Below are 20,099 nucleotides of genomic sequence, written 5' to 3'. Positions count from 1 at the left end.
ATGCTCAATATTCAATAGCAGCTAAAACTGGAACTAATCTTTCTATACCGTCCCATACAATTGTTGCCAGTTCCCTCCCCTTTATAAGGGGAGGGTTAGGGTGGGGTAAAGCATATCTAAGACATTCTGCCTTTACCAAGAGAGGACAAAAGTAAATGCACAACGCAGCTAGCAAACCTCTACAATTTCAACTTTTCACCGCGAATCGAATAATCTAACAACTCCATCGGGTGAATAACTGAAATCTTCTTACCTTGTAACTGCAAATGCTTAGTAATTTGCAAAGTACACCCAGGATTACCAGAAGCAATTAACTCGGCATCAGTATTCAACAAATTCTGCACTTTTTGCCGACCCAATTCTTCAGCAACTTCTGGTTGCAGCATATTATAAACCCCGGCACTGCCACAACATAAAGCTGCATCTATTGGTTCTCTCAACTTCACCCCTGGAATTTGTCGTAACACCTGACGCGGTTGGACGCTAATCTTTTGCCCATGTAATAAATGACAAGCATCTTGATAAACTAAATTCAAGGGTTTATCAGTCAGTGGTGAAAGTTTTGCTGTTAAGCCAACAGTTGCCAAAAATTCTTGAGCATCTTTCACCTTAGCTGCAAAATCCTTCGCTTTTTCCCGATATTCTGGATCATCTTCTAAAATGTGACCGTATTCTTTCAAAGTATGACCGCAACCAGCAGCATTAATAATTACAAAATCGACATCTGTCTTGGCAAAACTATCAATCATCTGCCTTGCTAAAGCTTTCGCCTGTTCTGTTTGTCCTTGGTGTTCGGGAAGCGCCGCACAACAACCTTGAGATTTGGGAATCACAACTTCACAACCATTCGCTGTTAAAACCCTCACTGTCGCTTCATTCACAGGTGAGAAAAACAGCCTTTGGACGCAACCCAAAATCACCCCAACGCGATACCGTTTCTCACCTTTAGCAGGAATCACACTAGGCAAATTATCTTGAAAAGATTTAAGAGTAATTTCTGGCAGAATTGATTCCATTGCTGCCAAACGGGGCGATATTTTATTCAGTAAACCCGTAGCCCGAAATAACTTAGCAAACCCCAACTTTTGATAAACCAATAACGGAACTAATAAAACTCGTAAAAGATTAGGATAAGGAAACAGAGAAAATATCAATTGACGAAAAAATTGATCTGGTAAACTGCGGGGATAATTTCGTTCAACTTGATGACGAGTTGCAGAAATTAACTTGTCATACTGCACACCAGAAGGACAAGTACTCACACAAGCAAGACACCCCAAACAAGAATCAAAATGTTCTACTGTTGCCGTATTGAGAGCAATTTCACCCTCATTAATTGCATCCATTAAATAGATGCGTCCTCTAGGAGAATCCATCTCCTTGCCAAGTACTCGATAGCTGGGACAAGTCGAGAGACAAAATCCACAATGCACACAACTATCAATTAACTTCGGATCGGGCGGATGACTCTCATCAAAGCCCTTCAAATTCTTTAAACTAGCCGTATTATTAACAGAATTTTTTGAAACTTGCATATTTCTCTTTTTCCCCTCTCTATCTCGGCGTCTTCTGTGTTTGTGCGGTACGTTTTCTTAAAACTAAATTCCACCCACAAAGCGACCAGGACTTAAAATATTCTTACTATCAAACTGTTCCTTAATACGGCGCATCAACGGCAAAGCATTGCCCGTGTAACCCCAAACATCTATTTGTTCTTTAACAGCCCTTGGTGCTGACAAAATTGTTAAAAAACCTCTATTAGCTTGAGTGCTAACGGTTCCAGCAGAGCGTAGCTCATCGCGGATTTTCAAAACTTTATTTTTACTCTCTAATTGTAACAAACCTAAACCACTACTAATATGAATCAAACCTAACTCCACCTGAGTTAAAATCTCCACAGCAGTATTAGGTAACACTCCTATTTTGCAGGTAATTACTGATTCTGTAGCAGCAGTATGCATTCGTTCTTGCAATCTCTGCCATAGATTAGCTTCGTCACCATCGGCAAAAATTGCCCCATCTAAACCCAACTTTTGCCCTACTTCCAAAACTCGATTTGACTGTTCCTTAACACTTTCACTAATACTTTGAAAGCGAGCAATTAATCCTAGTCCTTCACCCAAACCTAAGCTGGACACCAAGTTAGCTGATAGCAAATCAGCCTGGACTGGTGTTAACGTCGAACCTCGAAGGATATCAGCCGCTTGAGATACAGCCTCTGCATTACCTGTTAGTACTACCGTCCCTGATGCCTCTGCTAGCGGATACAGGCGAAAAGTTAATTGACTAATAAAGCTTAATGTGCCGTAAGAACCTGTAAGCAACTTCATCAAGTCATATCCAGCAACATTTTTAACTACTCTTCCCCCAGCTTTAGCGATTTCTCCATCAGCACGTACAAAGGTAATACCTAGTAACTGGTCGCGCACACTACCATAACGTTGCCGTAGAGAACCTGTATCACCTGCGGCAACAATACCGCCAATAGTTGCAGATTCTGGTGCTGTGGGGTCAAGGGCAAGAAATTGCCGCGACTTTGCCAAAAGTGTTTGCAAATCGAAGAATTTCATCCCAGCTTCTACCGTGACAGTCAAATCACCAACAGCGTGTTCAATCAGTTGGCTCATGCGTTCTGTACTGACTACAACATCAATACCTTTGGCTAAACCACCCCAGTTGAGTTTACTGCCACTACCACAGGGGAGGACGCGCCAGTTATTTGTATGAGCTGTGGCAATGACTGCGGCTAGCTGTTTTTGAGTGCGGGGATAGACAATACAAGTGGGTGATTTTCCAGAAGCTATAGCCTGTTGAATACGTTTTTGCTGGCCGAGTTCGATATTTTCCCAAAGACAAACAGCATTTTCTTCGCCGACGATAGATGCAAAATCAGAAGCGCAGACGGCTTGCGGCCTGTCGTTAGACATTGCTTTCATTGAGTTTATTTTTTTACGCCCTACATCTAATTTACTGGCTAAACTGGCCAAAAAAGCACATCGCCATTAATATAGGGTGGCTTCAATATGGGGAGCTTGTAATCAGCGCCAAATAAAAGTAGGTTTGTTCTTCAAACGATCGCTACTCTTTTACAATAAACTAACTGTAATAAAAAGACCTCTCCCTGGTTTTGCGTAGTAAAGCCAAGGAGAGGTTTATCGAACTCACGTTGATGCTTTTATATTAAGAGCGATCGCGCTTCGGTTGGGTAAGGTATTCGCCTTATCCAACCTATAATGTGATGAATTTGTTTATAAGGTTTTCAACTTCAGGTAAAAAATAGTAGATGAGGAAATTTTACTCATCTACTACAGGTAGAGTTAGGAGACAATTGACATATTTACACATATTTTATAGAAATAACTATAAATTACAGTGGTGCTAATTAAATATATTAGATAGGTTTATAGAGAAGGTTAGGTGTTGTCTATTCATTTAAATATCGCTATAGAAGTAGAATTTATGAGAATAATTTTATGTTGCTTTGATTAATTTTAGAGAAAGGTAGCAGAAGGGTAGAAATTACCCATCCGCTACGAGCAAACGGAGGTATAAACTTGATTATTTAATTGGCGTGAACCAATTCTTGAGGTGCGGCGGCATCATATTCTACAGCTTTCACAAATTCTTTGAGAACGTCTTTGAGCCTTTGCTCAATTTCCTCATCTAACAGGACGCTGTTATCGGGTTGTCGTTGAATTTGTTTGTCTACCGCATAAACTGTAGCTAGGATATGCCGCGCTCCTAATTCAGATAACACAGGTTTCAGGGCATATTCAATTGCCAATAAATGAGCGATCGTTCCACCTAAAGCAATTGGTAACACGGGTTTACCTGTCAATGATTTTTGTGGCAGCAAATCTAGAAATGTTTTTAGCACTCCTGTATAAGCAGCTTTGTAAATTGGAGTGGCAATAATCACACCATCTGCCTTTGCTAATAATTCTTTTGGCTGTTCTAAAGCAGGGCTATCGTAACGTCCAAAAACTAAATCTTCAGCAGGCAAATCTCGAACTGAAATGATGTCCACGTGCAAGCCTTCTTGTTGTAAAAGCTGGGCAGTGTATTCGACAACACCATAGGTTCTAGATGGATGGGTTGGACTACCTGCGATCGCTAAAATATTTGTCATTCAATTAAACTCCTAATTTCTAAAACGGGTTCATTATGTTTTGCAGTTTTGGTCTTCATCGCTGATGCTGTCATCATGCCACATTCGGTATGATTAATAACGATGATTTCTTTTGTGCCAAAAAACTGTGTAGTTAACATCGCTGACCGAATTGCATCATCTGTAACTAACCCCCCAGCATTACGGAAAATATGAGCATCTCCTTCACCAATTCCTAATGCTTTCTCTACTGGTAAACGTTCATCCATGCAAGCTAGCACCCACAAGCGTTTATTGTTAGGTATTCCCAACTGACGACGCAATGCCCACGCTTCTTTTTCTGAGATTTTTTGGTCGATTTGTTGGTGCAGCATAGCTATTAATCTCCTAGTTCATAACTACTAGGATATGGACGTTGCTCTTTCTTGAGGCTTTTGCTTAGGGAAATCTTCATTTGCCACAATCTCGCCAAATGGGCTTAAGACGTGTTGCTTCTCCACTGCGGGTAAATTATCTAATGGCAAATGGGGAAATAAAAGTTCTGCGACTCGATAAGCTTCCTCTAGATGGGGATAGCCAGAGAGGATAAAGGACTCAATACCTAAATCTGCATATTCGAATATCCTGGCAGCTACAGTTTGGGGATCGCCGACTAAGGCTGTTCCCGCACCACCCCGCACCAAACCGACTCCTGCCCACAGGTTCGGGCTAATCTCTAATGCCTCACGATTACCGTGGTGTAATTGAGTCATTCGCTGTTGTCCAACTGAATCCATCCGGGCGTAAGCTTTTTGGGCTTTAGCGATCGCTTCGTCATCTACATACTTAATCAAATCATTCGCTGCATCCCAAGCTGCACTCTCGGTTTCGCGCACAATCACATGTAGGCGAATCCCAAATCGCAAAGTCCGGCCTTCCGATAAAGCAAGTCTGCGAACTGCTGCAATCTTCTCGGCTACTTGTGCCGGTGGTTCGCCCCAAGTTAGATAGACATCTACGTGCTTGGCAGCAATTTTTTGAGCAACAGGAGAGGAACCGCCAAACCATAAGGGCGGATATGGCTTCTGGACGGGTGGAAACAGCAGCTTACCATCTTGGATATTAAGATAGTCACCCTGGAGATTAGCTTGTTCACCACTAGCGATCGCTCGCCATACTGTCAAAAATTCATCTGTTAATTCATATCGCCGATCGTGATCCAAATGCAAGCCATCTCCCGCTAATTCCACGGGATCGCCACCGGTCACGACATTAATCAGCAAGCGTCCCCCAGAGAGGCGATCGAAAGTCGCCGCCATCCGCGCTGCTACCCCAGGTGATACCAAGCCGGGACGAATCGCCACCAAAAAACGCATTTGTCGGGTTAGTGATACCAACGTTGATGCGACAATCCAAGCATCTTCGCAAGAGCGACCAGTGGGCAGCAATGCCCCTGTATAACCAAGGTCATCCACCGCTTGGGCTATCTGCCGCAGATAAGGAAAGCTTACTGCCCGTCCGCCTGTAGCAGTTGCAAGGTAACGTCCGTCGCCGTGGGTTGGGATGAACCATAGTAGCTGCATGAGTTCTGTCCTTTGAAACTACGGTAATTCGATAGAAATACCGTGTTTTATTTATGATTTTTAGAGTATCACATATCCTACTTAATCAAGCAAGAAGTTTTTCATAAAACTCCGGTATCTCTATCAGACCAATGTATATTAGGCGGTGTTCAATAAGCTAGCGATCGTAAAAATTGGGGATTGGGGATTGGGCATGGGGCAGGGTGCGGGGGGCAAAGGGAATAAACTCTCCTCCCTTGCTCCCTGCTAAGAGTTCCCTTCTTTCTTCCCCTGCCTCCCCTGCTTCCCCTGCCTCCCCTGTTTCCCCCGCTCCCTTTCTTTTGTCTCTAGGAAGAATACATCAATGGCAGCTTTGGGTATATTAGTTTACTTATTTCTAACCTTTTGTTAAATTAACCTTAATGTACTGAAAGCCTATTGATTTGCTGTGCTTAAGTTTTCAGCTATAAAAGTGGGTAGCCATCCAGCCTACTGCCAATAGGTGCAAAATTCCGTTCTGTCTCTAGGAGAAATAAGGCAATGGGGCCGATGTTTATTGCTGCCAACGATTGGCCACATATAGCGTTTAGATTGTCTTTGGCGCTCCTGGTTGGTTGCTTGATTGGATTTAACCGTCAGCAAGGAGGTAGACCAGCAGGGATGAGAACATTTATGCTCGTGAGTATGGGAGCAGCACTATTTGTGATGATTCCTTTGCAGGTTGAGGGCGAGAGTCCCTATGCTGCTACTAATGCACTGAGTCGCACAATTCAAGGTGTAGCTACTGGCATAGGATTTCTCGGAGCAGGATTGATTTTACAAGAATCTCCTCGAAAATCTACAACGCCAAAAGTAAAAGGTTTAACTACAGCCGCCTGTGTCTGGACTGCGGCCGGCTTGGGGGCTGCGATTGGTTGTGGTTTGTGGCAAATGGGATTATTGGGAGGTTTACTGACTCTAATTACCCTAAGTGGAGTAAAGCGGCTCAATCGCGCATTTGTATTTATGACGAGTCAGGGTAAACACGGGACTACTCAGGATCTGACAATCACCTCTGATGAGGATGATGATTGACCGTACTTTATGCTCCAATTGAAAACTATCCTTGCTATTGTCCAAAATTAAGTCAAATCGATCGTATTGCCGCCTAATATTTTATTGAAAAATAATTTGTTGTTTTTAAGCCAATTTTAATCAGTTTATCAGGGCTAATTCAGAGCGGTCGTTGATTATAGTCATTCATGTAGGGAATCCCGTACTGGAATTGATTGGCCAGTGAACCGGAAAATAGAAAATAATAGATATATGGACAAACGCTATTTTTTACAGGCTAGTGCAGTCATAGTCGGCACAGCATTGTTATCAAGGTATATCAAATGGGGGCCAGAAGCGATGACAACTTCTAAGAGTGGATTTGAAGTTACCAAACCAGAGTCAGAGTGGCGCACGATTTTAACGCCAGAACAGTTTAATGTATTGCGTAAACATGGGACTGAACGCCCTTATACTAGCCCATTAGATAAGGAATACGACAAGGGTACTTATTATTGTGCTGCGTGTGAACAGCCACTATTTACATCTGATACCAAATTCAACAGTGGTACTGGCTGGCCTAGCTTTTTTAATCCAATTGAGGGTGCGATCGCCACTACTGTAGACAAGTCGTTGTTTATGACCAGAACTGAAGTGCATTGTAGTCGCTGTGGTGGTCATCTGGGTCATGTTTTTGATGATGGCCCTGCACCCACTGGCAAGCGCTACTGCATGAACGGTGTTTCGCTGAAATTTGAGCCTGCTTAATTAAGTTGGGTAGGCGTAGACCGTCGTGACATCGCATATATAACCTAAATCATCAGATTTTGAGGCTTGACCAAGGGTGAACAAATTTTTGACAATAACTTCTCCTACTCAATGATTCTGGACGAAATATTGTCAATTTAGGAAAGTGCAACTCTTGGTCTTCGCTAAAGCTATTTACCTAAATAGTCCTATTTGTTTGGCTCTTTTTTCTCCTTTTTGTCTTTAGGATCTTTTTTAGGTTTTTTAGCTTCTTTATTACTTTTTCTTTCCTTAGACATCAGTGTTCTCCAACTAGGTTTATCAGTGAAAATTTCCACATTCTGCCGTCAGGGAATCAGGAGATGGCTTACCTGATATTCTTTTAAGGCAAAAAAGAAAGTATCAAACAGAAATGTTACTAACTACCATGATACGGTGTTGTTTGATTTTCTTCTGAGAGCCTTTTCAATCTATTTGAACCACAATCGCCTGTAGGGTAGCATAGCTAGCTGTGCTACCCTAATTATTTACAGCGTTGCTACAAGTTCCTTTAAGCGATCGCGTCCATCCCGAAAGACTGGCCAACCATCCCCCACCAACACTGCTTCTACCCGACTCAGTTGAGCCAACCTGCGAACAGAAGCAACAGCCTCCTCTCGATTCAGCAGCTTGTCATCTGGTAAAATTGTCAAGCTACCTGCTTTACGTGCCCGGACTAAATCCCCTGTAATTAAAGTTGTCTCTTCCAGTAACAAAGCCAACTCACCAGGAGTTTTAGAACCTTGGAGTTCAATCACTTTCAGTCCTGGCACAAATTCTTCACCATCAGATAGCCAGCGATCGCAAGGTATAGGAAAAGTATCTTTTTCTGCAATCGGCCCAGCAATCTTAGCATAGGTTTGATCGGCAATTTCCTTGCTTGCCCTGACATGCTCAGAATTCGTCAGCACAATCCAAACCACACCGCCGAGGGATTTTAGATGATTCCAATCATGGTTTGATAGGGCTACTGGGTCAATCAAGATGTTGCCATCTGGGCGAATCCAGGCAATCCCATTGAAATCAATATTTCTTGCCGGATTGAAATTAGACCAGCTATACAGATCGGGACGGTGCAAAGATTTCATGATGATTCTGGATCGGTACTTCAATAATTGACTATTAATCTCAATAATTAAGTATATAGATTATAAGGTCGCATTCCCTCTAGGTCGGAAATTTGAGTATACTACGATAAATCTATCAGCATTATGGATTTTGTCGGGTTTGCAGAAATTCTCGGTTAACGGCAATACGGAGGTATAGGGATGAGTAAGATTGGGCGGCAAAAGATATCAGCGAAGGCAGAACAGTTTACAGAGTCAGTGATTCGAGAAATGACCAGGGTGGCGCTGCAACACGATGCAGTAAATTTGGCACAGGGGTTTCCTGATTTTCCTTGTCCTTTGGAGTTGAAACAGGCAGCATATCAGGCAATAGACGCAGATGTTAATCAGTATGCCATTACTTGGGGCGATCGCCCATTTCGTCATGCGATCGCTAACAAAGTCCGTTGGTATCTCGGTTTAGATATCAATCCCGAAACCCAAATCACCGTTACCTGTGGTTCCACAGAAGCAATGGCATCTGTGATGCTAGCAACAGTCGATCCCGGTGACGAAGTAATTGTATTTGAGCCATATTACGAAAACTACGGCCCCGATGCGATTTTAGCTGGTGCTATACCCCGTTACGTGACACTGCATCCTCCCCATTGGACATTTGATGAAGCACAGTTGCGTCAAGCTTTCAATGCCAATACCAAAGCTATTATTATCAACACACCCCACAACCCCACAGGTAAAGTCTTCACCCGTGAAGAACTCACGCTAATTGCTGAACTTTGTCAAAAATGGGATGTGTTAGCGTTCACAGACGAAATCTATGAACATATTCTCTATGACGGGACTCAACACATTGCCCTAGCGACTCTTCCCGGTATGGAAGAACGCACCGTTACTATTAACGGTTTATCCAAAACTTATAGCGTTACTGGATGGCGAGTCGGTTACATTTTGGCAAACCCCGAATTGACAGGGGCGATTCGCAAAGTCCATGATTTTCTCACCGTTGGCGCACCTGCACCTTTGCAACGAGCCGGAGTTGCCGCTATGCAACTACCACCATCCTATTATGAAGAACTAGCCAAACTTTATCACCAAAAGCGAGACAGCATTTTACAAATTCTAGACCGAGTTGGCATTCCCTATTTCGTTCCCAAAGGAGCCTATTATGTTCTTGCAGATATTTCCAAATTTGGCTATAAAACAGATGTTGAATTCACTTACCATCTGATTAAAGATATCGGTGTCGCTGTAGTTCCCGGTTCCAGCTTTTTCAGCCAACCAGAAAAAGGACATTCGTTAATCAGATTTTGCTTCAGCAAAAGACCTGAGACATTAAAAGCAGCGAGCGATCGCTTACTCAACTTGCAATCAAATCTATAACCTACATCATATCTTATGTTAAGTTGTGAAAATTACTTTTTTTTGAGGAAATTTTGTTTGAAGTGCAGTTGAAATTATATTATGAATTACGAATTTTTCAGGACATATATAGGACTAGTTAATATAAGTTAATAAAATACAGTTAAATTAAATTTACAAATGCTTAGTTTAGACATTCATTTGTTAAAAACAATAACATTATTTTCGAGTTAAATTTAACTATAACTTTTGATCACCGATATAAAATTGACTTGCCAAAGTAAACCACACTTGTAAATGAGGGTTTCTAAACCTTAATGTATAGTATTTCCCAGAAAAACAACACCAAACTAGTGTAGAATTACTTCAATTTTCCGGTAATTATATCGGGATAGTAGGCTTAAAAATTCTGCATTAAAAACCCCATTGACTCTTTAAAAGGATAAGACTAATGTGATGAGTAGTCCTTTCAGGGGCACTATTTTATCCATCAAAAAATCAGGAGGTATTTCCGATGATGATGATGATGATGATGACTGAAACCATGACTCCAGAAATGCAGACTTGCATGGATGTTTGTATGGACTGTCATAAAATGTGCATGGAAACCATGACTCATTGCATGAGCAAAGGTGGTCAGCACATGGATAAGAACATGATGAGTATGATGAGTATGATGCGCGATTGCTCTGAAATGTGCATGATGTGCATGAACATGATGATGAGCGGTTCTGAGTTCATGGAACGCACTTCTATGCTTTGCGCGGAAATGTGCGATCGCACTGCAATGGCGTGTGAGATGATGAGCGACGACGCGAAAATGATGGAATGTGCTGCCACTTGTCGTAAGTGTGCAGAGTCTTGCAGAAGTATGCACATGATGCCCGCATAATTCCACAATAATCCAGCAGAAGTTTCTCTGCAACCTAATATTCAAGCGCTCAGACTCTTTGGGTCTGGGCGCTTGAAGTAAAGTTATTTTAAAGAATTTCCCGCGCCCCGCACATCTCTGCGTTCACTCCATCAAAATCAACCGCAGAGGATCTAAACGCACATACCAAGGAAAAGGTTGGTCTTTCATCGTCGCCCATTTTTCTTTGAAGACTTCAGCTTGCAGATGGTAATCTTGAGAATTCTTGCCAGCCGAATGTAGTTTGAGAAATAACGTCATCCGGTGAGGTGTTTCACTTGTTCGTACTAACCAGCAGGGAAAGGTATTTTCCTGTGATGAGTCGTTGGTAAAAATGAACTGATGGGCACGAATGCCGATGTGAGATAATTCGCTTTTAACAGGTTCAATTACTTGCAGAGTACAACCCCAATCAATCGCTTCCACCTGTTGAGATGACTGGAGAACAGCACGGGAGAAGTTTTTACATCCGGTAAGTTGGGCGACACTAACGGTAGCAGGATGCTGGAAAATCTCATGTTTGCTACCATAATGAACGGCTCTGCCATGCTCCAACACCAATAGATTCGGGCAAATCCGATAAGCTTCTTCCATATTATGGGTAACAAATAAAGTCACACCTTGGTAGTCAGCTAAAGTTTCTGTCATTTGCTGCTCTAATTGACTACGCAGATGGGTATCAAGTGCCGAAAACGGTTCATCTAAAAGTAATGCTTCCGGTTGACTTGCCAATGCTCTTGCCAAGGCTACCCGTTGTTGTTGACCCCCAGAGAGTTGGTGTGGATAGCGATCGCCTAATCCCTGCAACTGCATCGCTATAAGTTGCTCCTCAACTTGCACCCGAATACTCCCAGCAGATAGTTTTTTGGGCAAACCAAAAGCGATATTTTGCGCTACATTCATGTGCGGAAACAGGGCGTAATTCTGTACTAAAAAACCGATGCGGCGATCGCGGCTGGGTAAATTAATTCCTTGCTCGGAATCAAACAGAACTCTGTCATTTAAAACTATACGTCCGGTTGTAGGCGTTTCTATCCCCGCAAGGCAGCGCAAAATCATGCTCTTACCTGCTCCAGAACCTCCTAACAATCCCAAGGGTTGCTCATCAGAAGTGAAAGCAACTTTTAAATCAAAGCTAGTCAGGATTTTTTCAATGTTGACTAACAATCCCCCAGATTGAAAACGAGATTGCGGAGTATAAAGAATTTCTTCCCCCGCTCCCCGCTCCCGTTCGGCTACGCTCACGGCAAGCCTGCTCCCCGCTCCCCTCCTCTTTTCCCTTAATTCTTGCCAGAAGTTAACCCCAATTATTCCAGATAGAGAAATCACCATAATTGCGATCGCCCAGAACCAAGCCTCGTTCATTGCTCCCGCTTCCACAGCAAAATAAATCGCCATTGGGATTGTCTGCGTTTGTCCGGGAATGTTACCAGCCAACATCAACGTTGCGCCGAATTCTCCCAAAGCACGGGCAAAAGCTAACATGGTGGCGGCGACAATACCGGGTAGTGCTAGAGGTAAACTGATGCGCCAAAAGATTGTAGTTTCAGTTGCACCAAGAGTTCTAGCTACTCGCAGCAGATTACCGTCTATTTGTTCAAAGGCTCCCAGTGCAGTTTTATACATTAAAGGGAAAGAAACTACCGTGGCTGCGATCGCTGCACCATACCAAGTAAAAACGATGCTGAAGTCAAAAGTCCCCATGAATTTCCCTACAGGGCCATTTTTGCCAAAAAATAGCAGCAACAAGAACCCGACAACTGTGGGCGGTAAAATCAAGGGCGCAATAAAGATACCCTCAATCAATGATTTACCTTTGCCACGATATCCCAGCATCCAGTAGGCAGCAGCGATACCCAAAAAGAAGGTGATAAATGTGGCAAGTAATGAAGTTTTGAGTGATATCCAAAGAGGCGATAAATCCAATGGCATAGTTGCGTAGGGAAGAATTAGCTCAACTAATCCCTAATTTACCAACTTTGGCTTGAATATGTTGGAAAAAGTTGGTAAATTACATCACAATCAATGGAGGTAATCCCAAAAACTATCCAAACTGTAAACAAAATTCGCGTTCAGTTAGGTATCAAATATCAGAATTCGCTACGGTTTGTTATCATTTGATACTCATCTTGAAACCAACTGGTAAAATTGTTGGAAATTACCGAAGTGTAAAAACCCTACTAAACACACCCTGTTCGCAGTATCTAATACTACCGTCAACAGAAAGTGCATCCTCCTCCTACCAGCAATCAAAAAAAACCCCAAGACCTTTTCTTAGTATGCGGACTCAAAAGTTTAGGGCAACATTGCGTGGCAATCCTCAAGGAATACGATGTTAAAGTCAGTGCCATTGAGGATGTGCAGCCTGAACATTGGGAAGTCCCAGAAGTACCTAACTTACTAGAAAAGTTAATCGTAGGAGATTGTCGCCAGCCAAGTGTTTTAGAGCAGGCAGGTATAAGGCAGTGTCGTTCAATACTTTTAGTAACCAGAAATGAGCGGATAAATATAGAAGCTGCCTTTGCAGCACGGCGTCTTAATCCTCACGTTCGCTTGATTGTACGTTCTGACAAACAAAATTTCAACAAACTCTTGTGGGAAAATCTCGGTAATTTTGTTGCTTTTGAACCTACTCATCTTTCCGCTCATGCCTTCGCTCTGACAGCCCTTGGTTCTGAAGCTATTGGATATTTCACCTTAGAAGGGCAACTGTTGCAAGTGATAAAGCACCAGGTACAAGCAAAAGATAGCTGGTGTAATGGCAAGCCAGTACATAGACTCAATCTGACAACTCGCCGCATCTTAAGTCATAGACCTGTTTCATTTAACCCAACCAAAGAATTGTTTGGCTGGAACCCAGAGGCAGAAGTGCAGGTAGGAGACACGCTAGTTTACATAGATGTGGCATACGATTTAGCTTTCTCTGAACAACGCCGACAATCTTATAGCCAAAAGTGGCAGTGGCAACAGTTTATCCAAGGCATCACAGCGAAAAATCTCAAGGAAAAAATAGCGCAATTTTGGCAATCTTACTACCAAAGCCAAAATCAAATCCGGCGAATTGCGACAATCTATGCGATTACTGTACTCATCCTGTGGCTTGTTGGAATAATTCTTTATCGCTTATATTATCCTGACATCACCATCCAAGAAGCTTTTTATGCGACAGCAATTTTGCTCTTGGGAGGATACGGGGATTTATTTGGCGGTGTTGAATTTGCATCGCAATCAAAGCCCTCAGATGCTATCCCTTGGTGGTTGCGGTTGTTTAGCCTGGGACTAACTTTGACAGGTCAAGCTTTCGTAGGAGTATTATATGCACTGCTGACTGATGCTCTTGTCACTTCAAGATTTCATTTTTTTAATTCCCGTCCTCCCATACCACAACGCAACCATCTAATAATTATTGGCTTAAATCGCTTGGGACAGAAAGTAGCTGCTCTTTTGCAAGAACTCAACCAGCCGTTAGTAGGAATTCATCCTACCACTCTCGACCAAGAAACTTTACCCGATATGCCCCTTATCGTTGGTAATGCAAGCGAAGCACTCACTAAAGCGAATCTCTCCCATGCTAAAAGCATCATTTTAGTTGGGGACGACAATATGGAAAATCTGGAAATTGGTTTGATGGCTCATGCAATGAATCCCGCCACTACCTTGATTATCCGCTCTCAAGACCGCCAATTTAGTGATAATGTCGCCCCTCTGTTTCCTTATGCTCAAGTTATATGTGGTGCGGCTTTGTCAGCAGAAGTTTTTGCTTGTGCTGCTTTTGGAGAAAATGTTCTCAGCTTGTTTCACTTGAATGAGCAAATAGTTATGGTGACGGAATATAAGATTGAAGATGGCGATACCCTGAATGGGTTGCTTTTATCTGAAATAGCATCTGGCTACAGCGTTGTACCGATTCTCTACCAGAAATATCAGCGAGATAATTACTCTTTAATGCCCTGGTATGATGTTAAACTTGATGCTGGCGATCGCTTGATTGTTTTAGCCACAAGCAGTAGTTTGCAGCGAATTGAATGGGGTGAAATGCTGCCTCGTCTTTGGCAGGTGCAGATAGAAAAAGCTCTGACTACAAATGCCATTATGTATGGTGCTGAAGAGATAGTTTTAATTACGGGATGTAGTTCTACTGATGCTAGACAATGGATGAATAATTTGCCTAGAATGTTGCCAATACCACTTTATAAACATCAAGCTCAACGTCTCGTGCGCGAGTTAAGCAAAGTACAAGTTTTGGCGAATGTTATCTACATTGGGCAACCTTAATCCTCCCATAATTATAAGTCATATCAATACTGTTCGGTTAAGGCAAGAGACGCGATGAATCGCCGTCAAAACAAAAGACTGATTATTGTAGAGACGGCGATTCATTGCGTCTTTGTGATGATTAGAGTTTAGACTAAATAATCAAACTCAAAGCAAAAAATAAAAAGCCAAAGTTCATAGGCATTTATTGTAAAAATAAAAGCACAAACAATGTTGTGCTTTTGTAGATTATTTGTATTCAGTTCATTGTGACAAGCAGATAGTTTTTTAATCAGTCCAGTTGAGTACTGTAGGCACTAAAACCGTAAGCCAAAGTTTCTTTTAAATTATCTGATGGCTTAAGACTTCTGTTGATAGCATTAGCAAAAGGTACGGGAATCCCTTTGATGGTTTCCGGCAAAATTGCATACTCTGCTGTTGGTTCGACAATGTATTCTGGACACTTGGCTTTCATCCCAGCAGTAGCTAACATTTCTTCTATTTCAGCAGATGAATATTGTTTGAGATAAACTGGATTTCTCACAAATGGATTCAGCCTTCTAATAAAATTATGGATGATATGAGAAGGACAAGACTTATTGTGAAAGGAATGATTAAAAACAAAAATTCCACCAGGTTTTAGCACACGAGAGATATCAGCCAATAAATTTCTTAATTGGGCATCTGGAATATGCATAAAAACGCAATTAGAAATTACCAAATCTATAGAATTATCTTCTAAAGGCAATGTTTCAGCAGAAGTGCAAATCAAGTTAAATTCAGCTTCTGGAAAAAAATTGTATTCTTGTTTAACTTTGATTAGCCGCCGCAATAAAGGTTCAGAAATATCAATGCCGTAATATTTCTCGCATTTTAGATTTTTCGCTTTCGAGAGATGTAAAGGTGCGCGACCATAACCAGAACCAATTTCTAGAATAGAACCAACAGATTTATTTAATGGAAATTTGTTCCAAGTACCTCCAGGCGTACCAGTTAGCAGAGTGTAATCTTGTTTAATCGGCGATGTTGCTGCAATTTTTTCAATTTTTTGGGAACCATAGTATGTTTTACCAATTGCATCCCATGTTTTTTTATGTTGAGTATTTGTTAATTGTTCATAGTCGCTAGGAAAATAAATTCCATCTCGTAATTCAAAGTCATTGAGACTGGATTTTACATTTGCTAATTGAGACATGTATGATTATCCTCATCAATAGTCAAGTCTGTTTTCTGTTATACTCTTAACTCAGCATTAACCGCAAGTGATTTTTACTGAACGGCTTTCCCTAAGCCTTTTTTAAAGTCTATAACTATTTTAAATTCGATGGAATGTGCTAGCAAAGCGCCTATCGCATCCAAGTGAAAACCGCTATAATGACAACCCTTGCTCGATCAAAACACAAGTTCGTATACATTAGTTGATGGACTGCAACAATTGGAGGCTGCGATGGTAGGAGGGTTACAACAAAAACGGGTGGTAGTTGTAGGTGCTGGTTGGGCTGGTTTAGGAGCAACCTACCATTTAGCAAAACAAGGTTATGATGTGACACTTCTCGAAGCAGGCCCCTATCCTGGTGGATTGGTGGCAGGTTGGCAAACGGCAGCCGGAAAATCTGTTGAAGCTGGCATTCATGGGTTCTGGTATCCTTACAAAAATATTTTTTCCCTAATCAATGAATTAGAAATTAATCCTTTTACTACTTGGACTCGTTCTTCGCAATATTCGCCAGCAGGTTTGGAAGTTGAATCACCAATTTTTCAAGATTTACCGCGACTCCCCTCGCCACTGGGAACTTTTCTCTACACTCAGTTTAAGCGGCTGCCACTAATTGACCGTCTCAGTGCCCTGCCTTTACTTTATGCTGTGGTTGATTTTGACAATTCTGATGCAGCTTGGCGGCGCTATGACTTTGTAACTGCCCGTGAATTGTTCAAAGACTTTAACGTTTCTGCGCGACTTTACCGTGAGGCTTTTGAACCAATGTTATTAGTGGGCTTATTTGCCCCTGGCGAACAGTGTTCAGCCGCCGCAACTTTAGGGATGCTTTACTTTTTTATTCTGGCTCATCAACCAGATTTTGATGTGGTATGGTGTCGGGGAACTGTTGGAGAAAAGATATTTCGTCCTTGGGTGGAACGTATTGAAAAAGCTGGGGCGCGAGTGTTGCCACAGCGTCGAGTTACAGACTTAATTGTTGATAGTAATCAAGTCAAAGGTGTGGTTTGCGGTGATGAGGTTTTTGATGCAGATGCCGTGATTTTTGCGGTTGGAATCACGGGGATGAAGAAAATTGTCTCAACTAGCCCTAGTTTACAAAGTCATGAAGAATTTCGTAATTTGAGCAATTTAGGAGCAATTGATGTTTTAGCAACGCGACTATGGTTTGACCGGAAAATTGATATTCCTCGTCCTTCTAATGCTTGCTTTGGATTCGACGCAAGTACAGGTTGGACGTTTTTTGATTTGAATGCTCTACATGATGAATATAGAGATGAACCGGGAACAGTGATTGAAGCTGATTTCTATCACGCAAATCAGTTTCTGGGTTTGAGTGATGAGGAGATTTTATCAATAGTTCAGGGTTATTTAGCAACTTGTGTGCCAGCGTTTCGGGAGGCAAAGATAATTGATAGCAGTGTAATTCGGCTACATCAGGCGGTAACTCACTTTGCACCTGGTAGCTATCGTTATATGTTGCCCGCGAAGACAAGTTTTGAGAATGTATTTATGAGTGGGGATTGGATTGTGAACCGTCATGGTTCCTGGTCGCAGGAAAAGGCTTATGTTACTGGTTTGGAGGCGGCGAATTTAGTTGTGTCTTATTTGGGAGCAGGTCAGCCATCTGAGATTTTAGCTGTAGAAGAGGATGAAGTGCATATCCAAGTGGCGCGATCGCTCAACCAAACTTTGCGTGCCTTGACCAAATCTATCCTACCTGATTTTTGGTTGCCTTAATCCGTAGGGACGCGAAGAGTTAATCAATAATTGTAATTTAAATTCGGTAAGCTAAAGAAAGCGATCGCGATACTATCCTTATAATGTAAATCAAATCACATCAGCTTATGGAGCCAGACTCTTTACAAACCGAGGTGATTCTGACGCATCCGCGTGAGTCCCTCGGTAAAGTGCAACTTGATTGGACACCCCAACCCGGAAACTATCTCGATTTTGAAGGTAAAACCTACGCGGTTTTAGAACGCCGCCATCGATACCAACTTAAAGGTGGGCGCTACCGCTTGCATAATATCGCCATTTATGTACAGTCTGCTAAACGACCATCTGAGAAAAGTTTGGTAGCGGGACGTTGGGTAATCGGTGATGCCACCTGCTGCTACAATGCTCATTCAGAACTCATTCGTTGTGCAGTCAACCCAGATGGCCCTTGTGAATCTTGCCGCTTTTATGAAAAGTTAGAAGCGATTTAATTTTGGATTTTAGATTTTAGATTTTGGATTTCGGTGTGAGTGCTACTTCGACCCTTCTCTAAGAGACGCTGCGCGAACGGCAAGAAGAAGGGCAAGCAAGCTCAATACAAATCAGTCGAATACTTTTTCCTTCAATCCAAAATCCAAAATTCAAAATCTAAAATTGCCAACCCGTCAGCTTCCCGCACCAAAAACTTCTCCCACAGTTAAGCGGCTACCATTAACAAAATCCCATCCCGACTGGGGACGTTTACCTGCTAGCTGAACCTCTCGTAACAGCAAGAAACCTTCCCCAGTTTGAACGATCGCACCAATTCCTTTAGCAATGCTGACTATAACTCCCGGTTTGTCTGATACGTTTGACAAATCAGGCAATTTATGGATCAATTCTTCTAATTCTGGTGGGAGATCGCAATCGCTTACAGAACCAAGAGGAGCAGAAGCGGTGATTTTCAACAGGTTGTTACGAAAGGTAGCTGTGCAGTTAGGGTAAAAGCCTCTAATTTGATTGTGTAATTGGAGCGCGCTTTTCGACCAATCCAAGGCATAATCTTGTTTTTGAATCAGAGGTGCATAAGTAGCTGCTAAATTATCTTGGGGAATTGGTTGAATTTCTTTACGTTCCAACTTCAACAGAGTTTCTACTAACAAATCCCCACCGATCTCTGCTAGTCTGTCGGCTAAATCTTGGGCATTATCCAGTAATCCAATCGGTGTAGTGGCTATTTGCAACATTGCGCCGGTATCCATCCCCACATCCATCAACATAGTGGTGATCCCCGTTTCCTTCTCTCCGTTATACAAACACCACTGAATCGGTGCTGCACCGCGATATTTGGGTAAAATCGAGCCATGCACATTAATGCAAGCTAATTTTGGCATATTTAAGATTTTTGCCGATAAAATCTGTCCATAAGCGACAACAACAAACACATCTGCATCTAATTGTTTGAGTTTGCTTAAAGTTTGGGTGTCTTTTTTCACCCGTTCGGGTTGCCATACTGGTAAGTTGTGAGCAGTGGCGATCGCTTTTACTGGTGAAGGGGTCAGTTTATTTCCGCGTTCCCGGCGTTTGTCTGGTTGGGTGACAACCGCCAGCACCTCAAATTCTGAATGATTCAATAATTTTTCCAAGGTGGGTACAGCAAACTGGGGTGTACCAAAAAATACAATTTTCATTAATAATTAGTAGTTTTTAGTCGTGAGTCATTAGTTAATCGTAAGTGCGCCCCTGATAACTGACAACATTTAAGTTGCATGTTGAAACAGAATTCACTGAGCCAGCATCTAGCAGTTCGCCAAGTTTCCTTGGCGGGGGAAAGGGGAAAGGGCAATGGGTAAAGGTGTTTTATCCTTTCCCCTTTAACCTTTAACCTTTACCCAATTCTCACCCAGCATTTTTGGGTTGGCAGACTACTAGCAGGTTTCTGTATACGGGACGCAGTTGCAAAATACAGTTGTTGGCTGTAAATAATATTGGCTGTTTGGTGGTACAATATTTTCGTATTCATGAAACCAAAGGCTGCTTGATTAACTTGCCGAGTTAAGTTGACAAGCGTAACAGCTAGTATCAGCCGCATTTGCCTCTAGTGAAACTAATCACTTAGTGGTTTTTC

The 20,099-nt window shown here is 42.2% G+C and carries 16 protein-coding genes; 7 read left to right on the top strand and 9 right to left on the bottom strand.

Features of this window, described 5'->3' with window-relative positions; all coding sequences use genetic code 11:
- Positions 1-179: 179 nt before the first annotated feature.
- The 5 genes from V7K45_RS32515 to ssuD all read right to left on the bottom strand — a co-directional run bounded on the left by V7K45_RS32515 (position 180) and on the right by ssuD (position 5,670).
- Positions 180-1,535 (bottom strand): (Fe-S)-binding protein, encoded by a 1,356-nt coding sequence (locus V7K45_RS32515; protein ID WP_335010071.1) that lies wholly within the window; start codon positions 1,533-1,535, stop codon positions 180-182.
- Between the two features lie 63 nt (positions 1,536-1,598).
- The gene (locus V7K45_RS32510) at positions 1,599-2,936 is read right to left on the bottom strand and encodes an FAD-binding oxidoreductase (RefSeq protein ID WP_335010069.1); all 1,338 of its coding nucleotides are present in this window, start codon (positions 2,934-2,936) and stop codon (positions 1,599-1,601) included.
- Positions 2,937-3,562: 626 nt separating this feature from the next.
- Positions 3,563-4,129 carry an NADPH-dependent FMN reductase gene (gene ssuE, locus V7K45_RS32505; protein ID WP_335010067.1) on the bottom strand — a complete coding sequence of 189 codons (567 nt, stop codon included), beginning with the start codon at positions 4,127-4,129 and terminating at the stop codon, positions 3,563-3,565.
- On the bottom strand, positions 4,126-4,482 hold the full coding sequence (locus V7K45_RS32500; protein WP_335010065.1) for a beta-class carbonic anhydrase: 357 nt from the start codon (positions 4,480-4,482) through the stop codon (positions 4,126-4,128). Before V7K45_RS32500 ends, ssuE begins: the two co-directional genes overlap by 4 nt.
- A 27-nt stretch (positions 4,483-4,509) precedes the next feature.
- Positions 4,510-5,670, bottom strand: coding sequence for an FMNH2-dependent alkanesulfonate monooxygenase (gene ssuD, locus V7K45_RS32495; RefSeq protein ID WP_335010063.1), 1,161 nt, complete (start codon positions 5,668-5,670; stop codon positions 4,510-4,512).
- A 519-nt stretch (positions 5,671-6,189) separates the two neighbouring features.
- Between ssuD and V7K45_RS32490 the strand changes: the two genes are divergently transcribed.
- Both V7K45_RS32490 and msrB read left to right on the top strand, forming a co-directional pair.
- Positions 6,190-6,723 (top strand): MgtC/SapB family protein, encoded by a 534-nt coding sequence (locus V7K45_RS32490; RefSeq protein WP_335010061.1) that lies wholly within the window; start codon positions 6,190-6,192, stop codon positions 6,721-6,723.
- Between the two features lie 231 nt (positions 6,724-6,954).
- Positions 6,955-7,449 carry a peptide-methionine (R)-S-oxide reductase MsrB gene (gene msrB, locus V7K45_RS32485; protein ID WP_335010059.1) on the top strand — a complete coding sequence of 165 codons (495 nt, stop codon included), beginning with the start codon at positions 6,955-6,957 and terminating at the stop codon, positions 7,447-7,449.
- A 506-nt stretch (positions 7,450-7,955) separates the two neighbouring features.
- Here msrB and V7K45_RS32480 read toward each other — a convergent pair.
- Complete coding sequence (locus V7K45_RS32480) at positions 7,956-8,555, bottom strand: MBL fold metallo-hydrolase (RefSeq protein ID WP_335010058.1); 600 nt, start codon at positions 8,553-8,555, stop codon at positions 7,956-7,958.
- A gap of 180 nt (positions 8,556-8,735) precedes the next feature.
- Between V7K45_RS32480 and V7K45_RS32475 the strand changes: the two genes are divergently transcribed.
- On the top strand, positions 8,736-9,914 hold the full coding sequence (locus tag V7K45_RS32475) for a pyridoxal phosphate-dependent aminotransferase (RefSeq protein ID WP_335010056.1): 1,179 nt from the start codon (positions 8,736-8,738) through the stop codon (positions 9,912-9,914).
- 499 nt (positions 9,915-10,413) lie between these two features.
- A complete protein-coding gene (locus tag V7K45_RS32470; RefSeq protein WP_335010103.1) occupies positions 10,414-10,785 on the top strand; it encodes a four-helix bundle copper-binding protein in 372 nt (123 codons plus the stop codon).
- Positions 10,786-10,908: 123 nt separating this feature from the next.
- Here the strand turns inward: V7K45_RS32470 and modB are convergent, their stop codons facing one another.
- Entirely contained in the window at positions 10,909-12,735 is a 1,827-nt protein-coding gene (modB, locus tag V7K45_RS32465; RefSeq protein ID WP_335010054.1) for a molybdate ABC transporter permease subunit, read from the bottom strand.
- A 294-nt stretch (positions 12,736-13,029) separates the two neighbouring features.
- On the opposite strand from modB, the gene V7K45_RS32460 reads away from it, so the two are divergent.
- Positions 13,030-15,078, top strand: a complete 2,049-nt coding sequence (locus V7K45_RS32460; RefSeq protein ID WP_335010052.1) for a potassium channel family protein — start codon at positions 13,030-13,032, stop codon at positions 15,076-15,078.
- Positions 15,079-15,349: 271 nt separating this feature from the next.
- Here V7K45_RS32460 and V7K45_RS32455 read toward each other — a convergent pair whose 3' ends face one another.
- The gene (locus V7K45_RS32455; protein WP_335010050.1) at positions 15,350-16,252 is read right to left on the bottom strand and encodes a class I SAM-dependent methyltransferase; all 903 of its coding nucleotides are present in this window, start codon (positions 16,250-16,252) and stop codon (positions 15,350-15,352) included.
- A 252-nt stretch (positions 16,253-16,504) separates the two neighbouring features.
- Here V7K45_RS32455 and V7K45_RS32450 point away from each other — a divergent pair, with 252 nt between their 5' ends.
- The gene (locus tag V7K45_RS32450) at positions 16,505-18,013 is read left to right on the top strand and encodes a hydroxysqualene dehydroxylase (protein WP_335010048.1); all 1,509 of its coding nucleotides are present in this window, start codon (positions 16,505-16,507) and stop codon (positions 18,011-18,013) included.
- A 107-nt stretch (positions 18,014-18,120) separates the two neighbouring features.
- Positions 18,121-18,483, top strand: a complete 363-nt coding sequence (locus V7K45_RS32445; RefSeq protein WP_322651162.1) for a DUF6464 family protein — start codon at positions 18,121-18,123, stop codon at positions 18,481-18,483.
- A gap of 174 nt (positions 18,484-18,657) precedes the next feature.
- Here the strand turns inward: V7K45_RS32445 and fmt are convergent, their stop codons facing one another.
- On the bottom strand, positions 18,658-19,662 hold the full coding sequence (gene fmt / locus V7K45_RS32440; protein ID WP_335010044.1) for a methionyl-tRNA formyltransferase: 1,005 nt from the start codon (positions 19,660-19,662) through the stop codon (positions 18,658-18,660).
- Between the last annotated feature and the right edge of the window lie 437 nt (positions 19,663-20,099).

It is taken from the genome of Nostoc sp. (assembly GCF_036917375.1).
Lineage (GTDB): Bacteria > Cyanobacteriota > Cyanobacteriia > Cyanobacteriales > Nostocaceae > Nostoc.
Note: the sequence above shows the minus strand (reverse complement) of the source record. Positions and strands in the feature narration are given on the sequence as shown.